This is a genomic window from Dehalococcoidia bacterium (genome assembly GCA_030648205.1).
Lineage (GTDB): Bacteria > Chloroflexota > Dehalococcoidia > JAUSIH01 > JAUSIH01 > JAUSIH01.
Genome location: JAUSIH010000046.1, coordinates 42,731 through 58,935, shown reverse-complemented (window position 1 = coordinate 58,935; position 16,205 = coordinate 42,731). Strand labels below are relative to the sequence as shown.

General features: G+C 63.6%; 12 protein-coding genes. 5 read left to right on the top strand and 7 right to left on the bottom strand.

Going from position 1 to position 16,205, the window contains the following annotated elements; all coding sequences use genetic code 11:
* Positions 1-65: 65 nt before the first annotated feature.
* Positions 66-1,016, top strand: coding sequence for an IS110 family transposase (locus Q7T26_05765; GenBank protein MDO8531659.1), 951 nt, complete (start codon positions 66-68; stop codon positions 1,014-1,016).
* A gap of 438 nt (positions 1,017-1,454) precedes the next feature.
* Here the strand turns inward: Q7T26_05765 and Q7T26_05760 are convergent, their stop codons facing one another.
* From Q7T26_05760 to ftsY, 5 genes are all read right to left on the bottom strand, one after another.
* A complete protein-coding gene (locus Q7T26_05760; GenBank protein MDO8531658.1) occupies positions 1,455-2,840 on the bottom strand; it encodes an NAD(P)/FAD-dependent oxidoreductase in 1,386 nt (461 codons plus the stop codon).
* Entirely contained in the window at positions 2,837-3,928 is a 1,092-nt protein-coding gene (locus tag Q7T26_05755; protein ID MDO8531657.1) for a lysylphosphatidylglycerol synthase transmembrane domain-containing protein, read from the bottom strand. The genes Q7T26_05760 and Q7T26_05755 overlap by 4 nt, the downstream gene beginning before the upstream one ends.
* Before the next feature lie 96 nt (positions 3,929-4,024).
* The gene (locus Q7T26_05750; GenBank protein ID MDO8531656.1) at positions 4,025-6,214 is read right to left on the bottom strand and encodes a TIGR03663 family protein; all 2,190 of its coding nucleotides are present in this window, start codon (positions 6,212-6,214) and stop codon (positions 4,025-4,027) included.
* A gap of 80 nt (positions 6,215-6,294) precedes the next feature.
* Positions 6,295-8,661, bottom strand: coding sequence for a DUF2298 domain-containing protein (locus tag Q7T26_05745; protein MDO8531655.1), 2,367 nt, complete (start codon positions 8,659-8,661; stop codon positions 6,295-6,297).
* Between the two features lie 45 nt (positions 8,662-8,706).
* A complete protein-coding gene (gene ftsY, locus Q7T26_05740) occupies positions 8,707-9,645 on the bottom strand; it encodes a signal recognition particle-docking protein FtsY (GenBank protein ID MDO8531654.1) in 939 nt (312 codons plus the stop codon).
* Positions 9,646-9,773: 128 nt separating this feature from the next.
* Between ftsY and corA the strand changes: the two genes are divergently transcribed.
* The 3 genes from corA (at position 9,774) to Q7T26_05725 (ending at position 13,258) form a co-directional block, all read left to right on the top strand.
* Positions 9,774-10,742 (top strand): magnesium/cobalt transporter CorA, encoded by a 969-nt coding sequence (corA, locus tag Q7T26_05735; protein MDO8531653.1) that lies wholly within the window; start codon positions 9,774-9,776, stop codon positions 10,740-10,742.
* Between the two features lie 182 nt (positions 10,743-10,924).
* Positions 10,925-12,142: a FecR domain-containing protein gene (locus tag Q7T26_05730; protein ID MDO8531652.1), complete on the top strand. Its 1,218-nt coding sequence runs from the start codon at positions 10,925-10,927 to the stop codon at positions 12,140-12,142.
* Between the two features lie 147 nt (positions 12,143-12,289).
* The gene (locus Q7T26_05725; GenBank protein MDO8531651.1) at positions 12,290-13,258 is read left to right on the top strand and encodes a hypothetical protein; all 969 of its coding nucleotides are present in this window, start codon (positions 12,290-12,292) and stop codon (positions 13,256-13,258) included.
* Between the two features lie 161 nt (positions 13,259-13,419).
* On the opposite strand, the gene rnc is transcribed toward Q7T26_05725, so the two are convergent.
* Positions 13,420-14,118 (bottom strand): ribonuclease III, encoded by a 699-nt coding sequence (gene rnc / locus Q7T26_05720; GenBank protein MDO8531650.1) that lies wholly within the window; start codon positions 14,116-14,118, stop codon positions 13,420-13,422.
* A gap of 5 nt (positions 14,119-14,123) precedes the next feature.
* Entirely contained in the window at positions 14,124-14,750 is a 627-nt protein-coding gene (locus tag Q7T26_05715; GenBank protein MDO8531649.1) for a DsbA family protein, read from the bottom strand.
* A gap of 573 nt (positions 14,751-15,323) precedes the next feature.
* On the opposite strand from Q7T26_05715, the gene Q7T26_05710 reads away from it, so the two are divergent.
* Positions 15,324-15,872 (top strand): hypothetical protein, encoded by a 549-nt coding sequence (locus tag Q7T26_05710; protein MDO8531648.1) that lies wholly within the window; start codon positions 15,324-15,326, stop codon positions 15,870-15,872.
* The last annotated feature ends 333 nt before the right edge of the window (positions 15,873-16,205 follow it).

Below are 16,205 nucleotides of genomic sequence, written 5' to 3'. Positions count from 1 at the left end.
CGAACAGTTGTCAGGGCCATATGAGCCCGTATCATGCAAGGTCGGGCCAGAAAGGAGGGTGACTGATGGAAACCATACCACAATACGTGGGAGTTGACGTGGCCAAGGCCCATCTGGATGTTGCAGTGACCCCCACGGAAGCACAATGGCGGGCCACCAATGATGGAGCGGGGATTGCTCAAGTGGTGACCCGTTTGCAGGAGTTGCAACCTGCGCTGGTGGTCTTGGAAGCCACCGGAGGTCTGGAATTGCCCTTGGTAGCTGCCCTGGCTGCCGCTGCGGTGCCCCTGACGGTGGTCAATCCCCGCCAGGTGCGGGACTTTGCCAAGGCCATGGGTAGGCTGGCCAAGACAGACCGGCTGGATGCCCAGACCCTGGCCCTGTTTGCCGAGCGGGTCCGGCCCACGCCACGTCCCTTGCCCGACGCCGAAGCCCAAGCCTTGGGAGCTTTGCTGGCACGGCGGCGTCAGGTGGTGGAGATGCGGACAGCCGAGAAGAACCGACTGGGATCGGCACTGCCCAGAGTGAAGCCAGGGGTCCAGGACCATATCAACTGGCTGGAACAGGAGTTGACCAAGCTGGATGATGAACTGGGGCGTACTCTGCGACAGAGTCCCCTGTGGCGAGAGAAGGAGGACCTGCTGCGCAGTGTGCCTGGGGTAGGGCCGGTGCTCACCATGACCCTGCTGGCAGAACTGCCGGAGCTGGGAACCCTGGATCGGCGGCAGATAGCTGCTCTGGCAGGGGTGGCACCACTGAACAGGGACAGTGGCACCTTGCGAGGGAAGCGCACTACTTGGGGTGGTAGGGCCTCGGTAAGGGCGGCGCTGTACATGGCAACCTTGGTGGCCAGCCGGTACAACCTGCTGATCCGCAGCTTCTACCAACGGCTGTGCGCTGCCGGTAAGCCTAAAAAGGTAGCCCTCACCGCCTGCATGCACAAGCTGCTTACTATCCTGAACGCCATGCTGAAGCATCACGTCCCCTGGCAGGTAGATTATGCCTTCACTTCTTGACATCCAAGACAGTTGCTTGTATTTCTCACGCCGTAGGTCGGTCCATTCCTTTTCTTTGTTGACCCATATTTCACCCAAGTTACTTAGGTAAGGGATCTCACGCTCTACAGCAGCATGAAACAGTCTCGCTATATTGCGCCGCGCATTCTCCCAGCCCACCCCGGCCACAAGGGCCCACACTCGCCGCATTATCTCCATTCTTTCAGATTGACGTGAACTTTCGCGAGTCATATGGGGATCTCCGTCCACTAAGTTGCATAGATTTCTTTTGAGCGGGGAAGCAACAGTAAATGGAAAAGAGAGACGCTTTCCCTACAACCAGTACCTGCCTTCCAATGCCCGATTCTCTAGCCCCCTTGTGGTGGACATGTGGAACCATGAGCGGACGCACAGGCGACGTGTATTCGTAGGCCACGCGAAGCTTCGTGGAAAGCTCACTCAGGAGAGGCCCTCCCGCTCCAGGCCCACGAGGGAGCGCGGCACCCGGCCGGGGAGCATCTTGGCGGGCACGTCCAGGCCCGCGTCGCGCAGCATCAGGATGACCACCTTGCGCGCCAGCCGGACGCTGTAGTTGGTCCCCCTGTCCTCCGGGTACACCTGCGTCGTGTTGGCGAGCCACAGGTCGCGGAACGGCGTCTTGTGCTCCGGAATCTGCTTCAGGTAATTGGTGGTGATGATGGGCTGCCCGGCCTCGTCCTTGAACAAGTGCTTCTCCTCCACCCACGACGGGTCGAACTGGGGGTTGATGCGCCGCAAGTGCGGGAGGAACTCCTGGAACATCTCGTCCGCGTTCTTGGCGTACAGAGGGTGCGTCTTGGGCAGGTAGTTGGACAGGTACACGATGTGCTTGCCCCCGTACTGCTCCGGCGGGATGAAGTTTGTCTGCTCAATGGCCGCCACGAAGGGAATCGTCCTGTCGGCCACGTTCAGCCAGTAGATGTGACTCAGGGGCCGTTTCATGACAAGGATGAGGCAGAACGCCGTGTGGTAGCGCACGCGCTGGAGCTTGTCCAGGTAGGCCGGGGGTAGGTCCGGCGCAAGCCGGGGGAAGACGTACGACGGCACGGTGGCGAGCACCCGGTCAAAGCGGCGCACCGTCGGCCCGCCGTCGCCGCCCAGCTCAAGTCCGACGGCTCGCCCGTCCTCCACCACAATCCGGTTGATTTGTGCGGGCGCGTGGACCTCTCCGCCCATTGCGCGGATGCGCTGCTCCAGCGCCTCGATAATTGTCCCGAAGCTCCCCAGCGGGTAGCCCAGCGTCTCGCGGCCTCCCTTGCGGGAGGAAAAACGCAGGTACACCTTGCCCCAGAACCACACCATGCCAACCTCGCGGGCGGCGTCGCCGAACTTGCCGCGCAGCAGCGGCCCCCACACCACGTCGGAGATGCGCTTGCCCGCGTACCGATTAATCCATTCCTGCGCTGGGATGCCCTCCAGCTTCTCCCAGTTGGAGAACCGCCCCAGGTAGAGAGCGAGCAACCCCAGCCGCACGCGGTCCACAATACTGATGGGGCTGAACCGCAGCAGGTCCATGGGCGTTACGAAGTTGTGTATCCGCCCCCCATGAAAGAAACCCATACGGGAGGGAATCCACGTCAGGTTATCACCAAGGCCCAGGTCGTGGATGAGGTCAATCATGTCCACGTCGGAGGTGAAGAGGTGGTGGTAGAAGCACTCCAGACGCCCGCCGCCCACGTTGAACGTCCGGACCTGCCCGCCTAGGACGGGCGCGCGCTCGTACAGGGCCACCTGCTGGCCCCGCTTCAGGAGCTCGTACGCGGCAGCCATCCCCAGGACACCGCCGCCAATCACCGCTATCTTCACGGCTGCACCTCATCCGGCGCGTCTTTCCGTGGAAGGGCCGCCTGAGACTGCGCGCCTTTGAGTGTCAGGCGCTCGCGGGTTAAATCCGCCAGGGAGAGATTCTCCGTCCACAGGAACAGAAGGCCCATCGCGATGACCGGGATAAGCAGCGCCGCGTGCAGCACGATGGCGTACGCCGTCGCGGAGGCGTCCGCCACGCCGAAGAAGACCAGAGCGGTCTTCGTCGCCCACTCGAACGGCCCGACGCCCCCCTGTGACGACGGCACGATGAGCGCCAAGTTCGCCGCCGCTGTCACCAGCAGGAAGACGACCAGGGCCAGCGGATAGCCCAGCGACGCCTCCAGCCCGAAGGAGTACCCAATCAACAGGTACATGGCCGCCTCCGCCAGCCAGACCGGCAGCGACAGGACAAAGATGCCCAAAAGCCGCCACGGGCTGCGGAGGACCGCCAGCCCCGCGATGAACAGGTCCACCAGCCCCGCCGCCCGGTCCGCCACGCGCGCGGGCAACCGTCGCGCCAGGCCGACCAGTTTCTGGCGCACCTTCGGCGACGCGGCCACCACCAGAAGCGCCGTCAGCACGACCGCGAAGGGGGCGACCAGGAGCGCCACGAACCATCCCGCCGGAATCCCACTTCCACCGGCGAAGGCGTTCAGAAAGCTCCCCAGGGAGATGAACGGCGTTACGGCCGCCAGGAAGAACAGCAACACGATGCCGTCAAAGACGCGCTCCACCGCGATGGTCGCTAGGGCCGCCGTCTTGCTGATGTTCTCCTTCGTACCCAAAAAGTACGCCCGCACAAGCTCGCCCAGCCGGACGGGCAGCAGGTTGTTCGCCATGTAGCCGATGACCACTACGGGGTACAGGCGGCGCGTCGAGGTTTCTTTCAGCGGTTGCAGCAGGAAGCGCCAGCGCAGCGCGCGGAACCATACCGCGCCAAAGTACACAGCCACCGCGGGGATGAGATAGATGTAGCTGGCCTGGGCCAGCGCCCGGCCTGTGGCCGCGAAGTCCACGCGTTGGAGGAAAAGGTAGAGGAAGGCGAGGCTGACCACCAGGCCGAGCCAGAAACGACGCTGCTTCAGCAAAAGGCCAACTCCCTAGAGACCGCCCCGATCCATCGGGGCAGGGCCAGCAGCCCAGTATAGTTGAGCGGGAGAAGGCGGCGCAACACCAGGCCGCGCCTACGGACTGACGCCCGCGTTCAGGTGGGCGAAGGCACGCTCGGAGGGCGCGTCCGAAGGCGCCAGCGCAAGGCCGGGCACATCTTTGGCGAAGTAGGCGACGGCGTCCGCCGAGCCGAGCTTGCTCTTCAAATCGCGGAACATCCAGTAGCGCCACATGTCCATGAACTTGTCCTTGTCGGCGAACTCCGTCCACAGTCGCTCCGGAGTGAGGCCACGGTAGTCCTCCGGGAACCACCACCGGAGGCTGTAGCGCTGCCCGCGCCGGAATTTGTCCAGGTAAGGCTGCATGCGGGACTCGTTGGATGCGTTCGCCAGCACCACCCTGCCCTGAGGCTCCACGCCCGGCGCCAGGTCCTGGTAGGCCACATTCTTGTAGTCGCGCAGGTACCAGGCCCACGGCCACACGTAGCCGTCCGAGCCGTCAACCGTGATGCGCATGTCCTTGCCCTCGCCCGTAGCCCATGCCACACGCTCAATGTCGCGCATGAGCTTGGGCACGTCCGGCGACGTCTGCGTGTACACCAGCATCTCCACCGGCACGTCGCCGTTCTTGTAGCTGACCTGGACCGCCGCCCGCACAGAAAAGACCGCGAGCACGCCCGCCAGCCCTATGACCACCACCTGCCCGGCCAGCTTGCGGCCCGCCCGCTCGACGATTCTGTAGCCCAGGTACGCCAGGACAGTCAGCGCCACGTACGGCAGAGTGTTCCGCAGCACTACGTTGAGGTCGGGGGACCACTGGCGGATTGCGACGATAGAGCCGAGGGCGACAAGCGCGAGGGGCAGCAGCACGAGGAGCCACGCCGCGCCAGTGGAGGCCGCGCGCCGCCAGGGGATGCGCTCCGCCACGTCGCCCAGGAGCTTGCCCGCCATCAGGGCCAGAGGCAACGCCAGGTGCACCGAAATCCAGGGCATCTTCTCCGCGGCCCACGCGTAGAGCGCAAAAGCAACGATAATCCAGAATGTCAGGAACCAGCTAAAGGCGTCTCCCTTGAACCAGTAGTACACCATCCCCGCCAGCGCGAAGAGGAAAGGCAGGAACTCGTAGATGGGCAGGAGGACGAAGTAGTAGTACCAGGGCTGTCCGCCGCGGGCCACATCCTGCTGCACCAGCCAGTACCCCAGCGACTGCCAGACGCCCGTCGCGACGCCGGTCGGGTAGGTGAACACGGTGCTGAAGAGTGTGACAAAGATGGCCCAGTAGATGCCGGCGCAGATGAACCACCGGCGCCTGTGCCAGAGGGTGCCCGCGTAGGCCCCCAGGACCAGCGCCAAGCCGGTGGCGACCAGGGCCACGGCCACTCCACGACCATCGGGAAGACCGATGGGGCCGACGTTGAACGCGTCGCTCGCCAGGACGAGCCCTAACGGCTTCTGGAGAACGCTCACGCCCGCGGCCCACAACGGCAGGGTCAGCGTCACGAGCAACACCAGCAACGTCGCGGGGGGCGACAGCCGCCGGAGGCCGAAGCGCTTGTGGATACGGACCAGCCCGCCGACGCCCACGCGCCGGACCGTCGCCAGAAGCTGCGCCAGCGACACAATCCCCAGGAACAGCCCCAGCATGACTGCGTGGAGGTACGTGTTCTCTTGCGTGCTGAAGCTCAGGGCAAGGATGGCGGCAAATCCGTACAGGTAGCCCGTGCGCCGCTCATCCATGTACCGCCACATGCAGATGACCAGTCCGAGCGTCCACACAGCTATCAGAATGTCGTTGCGCGCGAACCGGCTGAAGTACAGCAGCGTCGGCGAGAGAGCCAGCAGTCCCGCGGCGCACAACGCGCCGGCGCGGCCCAGGTAGGACCGCAGGAAGAAGGCCATGCCGACGAGCGCGGTGCCGAAAAGGGCGTAGAAGATACGTCCGGTGTAGTCGCTCGCGCCGAAGAGCGTGAAGACCAGCGTGTTGGCGATGAACTGGAAGGGGCCGTGCATCATGGGGTTGTGCTCGTAGCCCCGGCCCACGTAGAGATACCAGCTATAGACGGCGTGAAGGCTCTCGTCGTGGTGGTAGGCGCGGCTGCCCAGGTCCCAAAAGCGCATGCCCGCGGCCACCGCCAGCAACGCGACGTACAGGACCAATTCCCATCGGAGCAGGGGCATCGCGGCGGGCAGGGGCGCAGGCGGCGCTTGCTGACGCTGCCGCGCCCGTTCGGCTATCTCCAAGGGCCGACTGACTATTTTGGCCATGAGGGACGCACCACCATGCGGTTCGTTAGGATGGCGAGCATATCATATCAGAAAAGCCCCGAGAATCGGGGCAAACCGCGCTATCTACCTCGCGCACGGTAGATGACCACCTCGTCTTTTTCCCATGCGCGGTCCATGAAGGTATCGAACTTGGCGAGGCCTGTTTCTCCGTACACGCGGCGCTCCGGCGCGCCGACGTAAACGTACTGCACGTTATATTGCGCCAGCAACTCCCGCGCCCGCGCCGGGTCCTGCGTCTTGTAAATCTCATCCACGGCCTCACGCCGACCCGTCTGCGGGGCCGCCGACCCGCGCCACTGAAGCTCATGGCCGGGCCAGGCCAGAAGAGTCGGCAGGCCGGTGCGCCCCGAGATGCGTCCGAACTCGGTGTAGTCATCCCCCACCGCCTCCAGGATGACGGGCGTGCCCTGGACGTTGCGCTGCAGCCAGGCGATGGCCTCGTACTCCGCGGGCTGCCGGTCGCGGACGAAGGCGATGCCGTCCAGCGTAGGCGCGCCGCTGAAGCTGCGCGTTTTGTCCGGAATGGCCGTGGCCGGGTAGTAGAGACTGGCCGCCAGCAGCAGGATGCCGGCGCCCGTCCACACGTATTTCGTTGCGGGCCCGCGGAAGCCATGCGGCCCGGTCAGCGTGTGGAGCGCGTACGCCGACCCGACGGCCAGCAGCGCCCAGGCCTGATAGTACACCTTGAACATGGTGTTCATGCGCGACCCGAAGAAGTCCTTCAGGAAGAACAGCTCCGGGACAAGCGTCAGGCCGAAACCCAGAGTGACCAGCGTCAGCGCAAAGAGGTCGTCGCGCCGCTCCCGCCGCCCCGCCGTGCGGGGCACGAGGGCGAAGATGCCCGCCGCCACGAGCAGCGACATGGGCAGGACGTTGATAAAACGCGAGAGGATGGCGCCCCATATCCCCGAGTTGGTGCGGCTGTCCAGCACGGACAGCACGAACTCCACGGGAATCCACACGAGAAAGAGACCGAAGGCGGCCAGCAGGTAAAGCCGCAGCTCGCGCCACGGGGCCGGCCTCTCGCGCCACGCCTCCCACGCGCGTCGGGCAAGCAGGCTCGCGCCCAAGAACAGAAGGACGCCCCAGAACAGCATGTAATGCAGGAGCCGGGTGCCCGGGCCGCGCACAGGAAGAATGCCGGACGCCTGGCTGCTGAAGTGCAGATAGAACGGCAGGTACAGGACGATGGCCCCCAGAAAGACCAGCGCCACGCCCCCGATGATGCGTGGCAGCGCCACACCCGGCGTATCGCGGAGCAGGTGGCCGTGCAGCAGGGCGGCTATCGCGAAGACGGCGCCGTAAGCCGGCATGTCCCAGCTATTCAGAAAGCCCATCGCGCCGATCGCCAGGCACATCGCCAGCAGCACGAAGGGCCGCCGCGCCAGCCCGTCCACACTGAGCGTCGCCTCGCCCGCCCCGATGCATCGGGGTCCAATGCCACCTCGCAGCAGATTCAGCGCAAGGCCCACCACGAGCAGCCCGAAGGGCAACGCCATCACGTGCGGGTGCATGTCGCCGAGCAGGAAGCTGAAGGACGGGAACTCGGTGATGGTGTAGTCCAGGCTCTGGCCGTTCGCCACGGTGTCTATCAGCCGCGTGGAGCGCCACCACCACCAGAAGTCGCGCGGCGCCCACAAAGGGGTTGCAGCGGGGACCTCAAGCCCCTTGATGCCGATCCAGCGCCAGAACTCCACGGCGCCCAGACCGCGAGCGCGCACAAACTCCAGCGCCCCGGCCAGGTTGCTGATGAATATGAAAAGGACGACGCCCAGCGCGCCGAAGGCTATCGCGCGACGCCGGCTGCCGCCGCTCCCGCGCACCAGGCTGAACACGATGCCGCACGTCCCACTGGCCACCAGCGCCGGTATGAGCGCCAGCGCGAGGTTGTAGCCCTCCGCGGAAGGCACATCCGTCAGCCGCGTCACCATCGCCATGATGACGTAGCCGAAGTAGTAGTAGCTGATGGAGAAGCCGGACAGCCACATGTCCTGGGGCGGGAAGCGCTCGCTGCGGAGCGCCGCGTTCATGAAGCCGAAGTCCATGGGCTTCTCGGTGCCGCTGATGTGCGGATCGTAGAACCGCACCGCGCCCCACAGAGCGAAGGTCAGGAGGAAGACTCCCTCCATCGCCAGGAGCGACGGCCACTCGGCGGTCAGAAAGGCGCGCAGCTCCCGCCTCTGCCGGTACGCCGCGTAGCCGCCCGCCATGACGAGGACGCCCACCATCAGGACGATGGTGAGACGGAGCATGGGCACGCCGGAGTAGCCCATCAGCCACACCGCGTACCCGACGAGGAGGAGGGACAGCGCCTTGGACAACCCGTACCCTCGGTCGTGCAGGCGGGCGAACAGGGCGAAGGCGAGCGGAAAGGCGGCAAGCCCCAGGAGCAGGGCGGTAAGCCACCAGACTGCGAGGGAGGTCACGACGGAAAGCTCACTGGCGGGCCGCGTCTTCTGCCTGTGTGCAAGTTACGGAGCAAAGAGGGCCGCGGCGAACTCCGCCGGCTGAAACGGCGCGAAGTCGTCCGCCTGCTCCCCCGTGCCGATGAACAGGATGGGCACCTTCAACTCCTGGCAAAGTGGGATCACCACGCCTCCCTTCGCCGTGCCGTCCAGCTTGGTCAGCACAAGGCCCGTGATACCTACCGCCTCGGCGAACACGCGCCCCTGCGCCACCGCGTTCTGGCCGGTGGTGGCATCCAAAACCAGCAGCACCTCGTGGGGAGCGGCGGGGTCCAGCCGCGCGAGCACGCGGCGAATCTTCTTCAGCTCCTCCATGAGGTTTGTCTTGGTGTGCAACCGGCCCGCCGTATCAATGAGCAGCACATCCGCGTTGCGATTGCGGGCCGCCTGGAGCGCGTCGAAAGCAACGGCGCCGGGGTCGGCGCCCGGCTGGTGCGCGATGACGGGCGCTTCGACGCGCTCGCCCCACACTTTGAGCTGGTCAATGGCGGCGGCGCGGAACGTATCCGCCGCGGCCAGCACCAACGACTTGCCCTGGTCATGGAAGTAGCGCGCCAGCTTGGCGATGCTGGTCGTTTTGCCTGTGCCGTTCACGCCGACCACCAGGACCACCAGGGGCCTGGGCAGCACCGCCTGACCGCCGTTCTCGGCGGGCCGCAGCGCGCCTTTGTACGGCACGGTCAGCGCCGCCACCACCTCGGACTGGAGGGCGCCGCGCACCCCCTCCGGGGTGGTGATGCCCTCGCGGCGCACCCGCTCCCGCACGTTCTGGACGAGCCGCGCCGCCGTGGCGGCCCCTACGTCAGCCGCTATCAGGGCCTCCTCCAACTCGTCCCAGAGCGTCTCGTCAATGCTGGAGCCCTTCAACAGGCCCAGCACACGCCCAAAGAGCGTGTCGCGGGTCTTTTTGATCCCCTGCTCGGTCTTCTCGGAGCGGCGGAACAGCTTGAACAGAGCGGACTCCTTGGGAAGGTGTTCACGGTCATCATAGCATGGCCCCAGGTAGGGCGTAAACACCGCTTGGAAAGGCGCGTACAATAGGGGAAACGGCCACGCAGGAGGTTCGCGCGACGATGATCCGTTCCATGTACCGAGACGAGCAAGGAGCGCTGACCAGGGACCTGACGCCCCAGCAGATTGCGGAGGCCGTCGCCAGCCGCCGAGGGCTTCTGTGGGTTGACCTGGACAGTCCCAGCACGGAGGAGGGAAGCATCCTCAAGGAGGTCTTCCAGTTCCATCCTCTGACCATCGAGGACTGCTACAACGTCGTGCAGTACCCGAAGATTGACGACTACGACAGTTACATCTTCGCGGCAGTGCATGGCATCCGCATGGACGGCGCCGCGGACCAGGTCCAGACCGTGGAGCTGGACTTCTACGTGGGCGCCAACTACCTGCTGACCTTCCACCTTGACCCCCTCCCCTCCATCGCCGAGACATGGGAGCGCTGCCAGGAACAGCCGGAACGCCTTGGCAAAGGGCTGGATTTCCTGCTTCACGCCATTCTGGACAAGATGGCCAGCAACTACACGCCCGTGCTGGACAAGCTAGGGGAGACACTGGACATATTGGAACGTGAAGCCCTGGACAGGCCAAACCGTCGCGTCCTGCTGCGCATCCTGCAGGTGAAGCGCAGCATCCTGCACGTGCGCCGCGTCGCCTCGCCCCAGCGCGACGTCCTCCTCCGCTTCGCCCGTGAACCGCTCTTCTTCATCCGTCCGGAGACGCGGGTGTACTTCGCGGACGTGCACGACCTCATGGCCCGCACGGCGCGCACCATCGAGTCACAGGTCAGCCTGGCCGAGGGCGCTCTGGCCGTTTACCTGTCGGCGGCGACCAGCACCTCCAACGAAGTTATGAAGGTGCTGTCCACGGTGGCTACGATTTTCATGCCGCTCACGCTGATCGCCAGTATCTACGGCATGAACTTCCGAAACATGCCGGAGTTGGAGTGGCCGTTCGGCTACTTCGGCGTGCTGGGCTTCATGGCGGTCGTAGCCATCGGCATCACGGTCTACTTCCGGTGGAGGCGGTGGATTTAGCGCGGACGCCTCATTCCCCCACCCCTCTCTCGGAAGAAGAGGGAGAGACAACTCGGTCCGCGACGTGTCCGCTCGTGAGCACCTGTACCATGAGTTGCGAGAGAACCCACGAAAGTTGACGTTCGCGGCGGGATGTGGTATGACCTACCCGTTCTTGTGGTTTATGTCGGAGGAAAGCGGCAATGCGACGAGTAGTCGGAACTCTGGCGGACATCCTGCTCCTGAGCGCGGTCGTACTCGGAATTATTGCCTTGTGGGGACTCCTGCCGACAGAAAGCCGCGAGGAAGTGCCCACCACACTTCGAGTCGTCCAGGGGAAAGCCTCCGTGCTGACGCCTGGAGGTCAGAAGGAGCAAATCGTCGGGAGTCTGGCATCGCTGAGCCCAGACGCGAGGCTGCGCGTTCCGGCCGGGGGTGATGCTTTCCTCCTTTACGCCGATGGAACTGTCAGTCGCGTTACCGGCCCGGTCGACATGGTCCTCGAGGAATCCACGCGCACCCTCAACAAGCCCGCGGTTCTCACCCGCATGCTGGCGATGGTCCGCGGGTCGGCGCCCCCTCCTCCGGACGAAGTGAACGTTGTTGTGAAAGCCAGGGTACTGCGGGGAGAGGTTATCAACAAAGTCGCTCCACCCTCTTCCAGGAATTCTCTCTTCGAGCTGAAGGCGCCGACGACGATCGTCGTCGGTGGAAGCACAAGTTTCATCATGGCGGTGCGCGATGACGGAGAGACGAGTGTCGAGGTGAGCCAGGGTACCGTCCGTATTGCGATGGTCTCCGCCAGCGGACCCGCGCTGACCCCCGTGATCATCCCACAACTCGCTTCCCGCCAGGGCGTGGTCATACCCGCCCTGGCGTCTGGCGCGGCCACGCCGTCCGAGGTCCTCAACGTCCTGTCCTCCCTGGAGGCCACCCTCCCGCGTCTCGACGGCGCGTCGGGCCCAATCAGTGTGGGCGTGATAGGCTTCCGCGAAGTACGCTCCGGCGACATACCCTATCTTGTCGGCGAGCGCAGCGATACTGCTCAGCTTCGCGCCTTCGCTTCCCGCCCTTCGCAGCCGCAGACGGCCGCTGCCGTCGAAGCCAAAACAACGGTCCCCGGCAGCAAGACGTTCGTCTTGACGGACCGCGATATCGGGAGCAATCTGCCGCCACCGTTCCCACCCGGCACGAAAATCCACATCCTGGCGGGAAATGCCGTGAAGGTGGAGACAGGGGACCTGACTGTCGTGGCAACCGTATCGGCGGTGGACGGTCGCCTGGACATCAGGGGTATGCCGCTGGATGTGAACCCAGCCCAAGTGTCGCAGGCTCTTGTTGAACGCATGGGCGCCGGTAGTCAGACGCCGCCGCCATTTCTTTCCGTAAGCTCGGAGCCGGGGCGGCTGACTTTCACGTAGGCAACAGACGTTGTCACTCAACAAACGGGTGTCAGCGGCGTCCAGCCTGCGGAGGCGCCGCCAAGCCTTCCCCACACCACGGAGTATTTCAAGACTATCCCGACGCCGCGAGAGGTATCCACGGACTGGAAAGTGGTGGGAAGCAATGTGTTCCTGGCGGCATTGATAACATATCTGATCAGCGTGTTCTCAGGATTTGCCAATACCTTCGTCAAGAAGAGAGAAACGCACCTGGTCGGTCACGTGGACCGCGTCGCGCGGGCGGTGGTGCAAGTAGCTGGCTGGAGAGGACTGGAAGGCCGGGCAATATCCTGGATATCCGGTGCGCGTTTCACCCGCGCGGTACTGATGATGTTTCTCTTCGGACTTCTTTATTCGTTCCTATCCAGTGGCGCCGGCCTGTTCGGTCCCGGGGGGCTGACGATTTTCCTGACTCTCAGCCTGACCACCGGTTTTTTCGCTTTATACGAGCCGTGGATCCGTTCATTCGCCGCGCGACGAATGAAGATGGCCGCTAAAGTCGCGCTCTACCCGGGGCAGATAGCCGTCGCTTTCGTCTCCGTCGCGATATCTCGACTGTTTTCTTTCACTCCCGGACTGATGCTCGGGAAGCTGGGCGGGTTGGCGATGCCGGAACAAGGACCTACGTCGAAGCAGAAACTGACTCTCGACGTGGTCAGTCTGGTGTCAGTCGCCGGTCTGGGAACGGCGGCGTGGGGAGTGGCCTTTGTCTTGCCCATTGTCAGCCAACAGCAGTGGGCGCAGGGATTCTTCCGTACGGCACAGGGCTTAACCTCCTGGATTCAGGACTGGTGCCTTGTAGCCTTCGCAATGGCGGTGCAGCGCGTGTTTGCCGAGCTCCTTCCATTGCCCAAGAGCACCGGCCAGGAGATTATGCGAAGAAACCTGCTTGTCTGGGGGATTCCCTTTGCGCTGGCGCTCTTCCTCTTCATCCACACGCAGATGAACAAGCAAAAGGACCTGCTGGAGCTCACGCCCCAGGTCTACGTAACCTTCGCAGCGGTCCTCCTGCTGGGGGTGGCGGCCCAGGTTTACACGATTCGAGAGGGCCGGAAGAAGCCCACGGCTGCCGAAGCGCCCCGGGCGATCGTGTAACTTTGCGCACGAGCTATACCGACGCGACGTAGCGGGAGCGACATCCAGCGGCAGGGGATCCGATTGACCCGCGCCCCCCGCCTCGAAACCAGCCTCGGAGGCGCTCTCTCCGTCCCCCGCGAATGTCCTCGCCACGGAACGCATGGAGAGCGCCGAGCAACCTAGACACGCCCCCGCAGCGCCGCCAGCGCCGACCGGGCGGCCGCCTGCTCCGCGGCACGCTTGCTGCGCCCCGCGCCTCTGCCCCGCACATCGCCCGCCTCCACCTCCACATCGAACGTCCGCTTGTGGGCAGGCCCGCTGGCCTCCACCACCCGGTACTCCGGCGATGGCATGCCCCGCGCCTGCACCATCTCCTGGAGGACGGACTTCTCGTCCCGCGGAGGGCCTTCCCGCGCCAGCCGCTGCATGGCGGGCGCCAGAAGCCTGAGGAGCCAGCTTCGCGCCGCCTCGTAGCCCTGGTCCACCAGAACGGCGCCCATCACCGCCTCCATCACCCGTGCCAGATTCGTTGTCCGTTTACGTCCTCCGGCCTGCGCCTCGCCACGTCCCAAGTACAGGAAGTCACCCAGATTGAGCGACGCGGCCAGCTCCGCCAGCGTCTCTCCGCGCACCAGCGCCGTGCGTAGCTGGGTCAGGTCGCCTTCCGAGACGCCGGGAAAGGCGCGCATCAACTCGTCCGCGACCACGAAGCCCAGAAAAGCGTCGCCCAGAAACTCAAGACGTTCATTGGAGGAGAGCGGCGCCGTCCGCTCGTGGACATAGGAGCGGTGCACAAGCGCCTCGTCCAGGAACCTGCGGTCGTGGAAGGCCACCCCTAACGCGCGCTCCAGTTTCTCCAGGTCGTGCGATGCTGCCATTCCGCTTACCGAGGCCGTGCGCCCGGCGTGGGCCGCTTCACCTCGACGATGAAGGGCCATCCGGCGATGAACTGGTGAAGGTTCTCAAACACGCGCAACGCGTCCTGGGCCGGCGGCGCGGGCCGCAGTTTCAGGTACGCGGCGCCGCCGTTGGCGAAGACCAGCGTGGGCGTACCAAAGACGCCGTACTTCTCCACCGCGTGCGTGTGGTCCTCCCCCAGGCGTCGCAGCAGCAAGCGGTCGCCCAGGTCTCTCTCCAGGCGGGCCGTGTCCAGCCCCGCGCGCTGCGCCACGTCCAGCACCACCGCGCGCTCCGCCAGGCTCTTGCCATCCTCGTGCCTCGCCTTCAGAAGCCCCATGTGCAGACGCTCAAAGGCGTCCGGCCCCTGACGGCGGGCCGACTCCGCGGCGTGGAACGCCAGGCGACCCTTGCTATGGTACGAGTCCGGCTGATCCCACAGCTTCCACTCAGGCCCCTCCTGGCTGTTCACCTGCTCCAGCGAGAAGTAGCGCCAGGTGACCACCAAACGGTCGCCCAGCGCCTTCCGGACATCGGCGAGCCAGACGGCCGCCGTGTGCACGTAGGGTCAGGTGTAGTCGCAGTACACGTCGAACGCGATAGTCTCAGACATAGGTATCCTCCTGCAGGCATTGTGGCAGACGCGAGAAGACGTGGCAAGGGGGTAGTGTACTTTCTCGCCCGAAGGGGCCACCGGAAATTGAACTCCATGCCGCATACGTGGCAATTGGAAGACCTACATTCGCTGTCCCTAGTCCGCCATCACCATCATGCGCAAACAGTGGCAACACACTCACCAGCCTGGCCCAGAAAGCTGCATAGCAGATTTCCCCGCCATTGCCGCTGTCGTGACCCCGTTCACCAGATTCGCGACTATTGCACTGTCTACCGCTGTGCGTCTCGGTGCCTTACCGTGCATCACCATGCATCACCGTGTATCACCATGTATCACCGTATATCACCATGCATCACTGTGTATCACTGTCTACCACTGTCTCGCATCGTCTAGTATTGCCTAGTGCCGTCTAGTGCCGTCCACCGCGTCTACCACTACCAACACTATGCCAAATATGCATGTTCAGAAATACCTGTTTTTTTTCGCTGGCGATGGCTGTCGCACATTTCCTCTTGCGTTAATTTCATCGACCTGTTATACTCTCAAGTGTACCGCTCATAGGAGAACGTCATGAATCAGAACAGCAGCGAGAGACAAACGACCTTTGAAGAAGCTTTGCTGCAGCAGGCGGCAGAAAAGCAACGCGAGTACTCGCAGCTTGTTCACGAAGCTAAAAGGGTGACGCTTCGTCTTGAAAAGTGCAAGGCGTATGTTCAGCAATTGAATAGTCTGTTGGTAGCTCATAATCTGTCGCCGATCCAGTTGCACGAACTGACGCCCAAGGGGGGCGTTGGAAAACCTGGAAATAGGTCGAAGGATATGCCGGTAAGACGTGCAGAGTGGGAAGGCATGTCGCTAACCCAAATCGTGTCTTCCATCTTGGGCGAGACCGATGAGGTCATGCATGCAAATGCGCTGGTTGAACGGATTTATGAGATTGACAATGACAGAGACAGGCTTCGCGCTAAGCATTCTCTCGTCGGAACACTCAGAGCCGGAGCGAGAAACGAGCTTTGGGAAGGTCTACCCAGAAACAAATATCACAGGAAGACTTCCAAAGCTGAGGCTCAACGTTCTTATCTTAGCCAAACACCGGGGCAGACGGCCCGTTTGGGATAAAAAAGAGGCCCTAGAGTCTGTTTTGCGGACGTCCTCTAGGGCCTGGAAAGGAGGCATGTCCAATGACACACCCCTGGTCTATCGGTGGTCAGGCGACGCCCTGGTTGAGAATCCAGGGGCCGTTAATATGAGGTATGCCCCGCAAGGGGCATAGCCACTTTCCCGCTGTCACTATAACACATATCTGCTAGCTTTGCAAGCTCTAGCTAGCAGATATGTGTGTGTAAATTAAAGCGCCCTTTTTTCAACATCCAGTCTTCCTCGTGTCTGAATTGTGCATAAGGCTCAAGTGGCTGCGGATAGCTACGCCTGTGCTATAATGCGCACGTTGCG

Excerpts from the sequence above, each read along its gene's own strand:
- Q7T26_05765 (MDO8531659.1), top strand. The coding sequence starts at position 66 with ATGGAAACCATACCACAATACGTGGGAGTTGACGTGGCCAAGGCCCAT.
- Q7T26_05750 (MDO8531656.1), bottom strand. The coding sequence starts at position 6,214 with ATGGCCAAAATAGTCAGTCGGCCCTTGGAGATAGCCGAACGGGCGCGG.
- Q7T26_05730 (MDO8531652.1), top strand. The coding sequence starts at position 10,925 with ATGCGACGAGTAGTCGGAACTCTGGCGGACATCCTGCTCCTGAGCGCG.
- corA (MDO8531653.1), top strand. The coding sequence starts at position 9,774 with ATGATCCGTTCCATGTACCGAGACGAGCAAGGAGCGCTGACCAGGGAC.
- rnc (MDO8531650.1), bottom strand. The coding sequence starts at position 14,118 with ATGGCAGCATCGCACGACCTGGAGAAACTGGAGCGCGCGTTAGGGGTG.
- Q7T26_05710 (MDO8531648.1), top strand. The coding sequence starts at position 15,324 with ATGAATCAGAACAGCAGCGAGAGACAAACGACCTTTGAAGAAGCTTTG.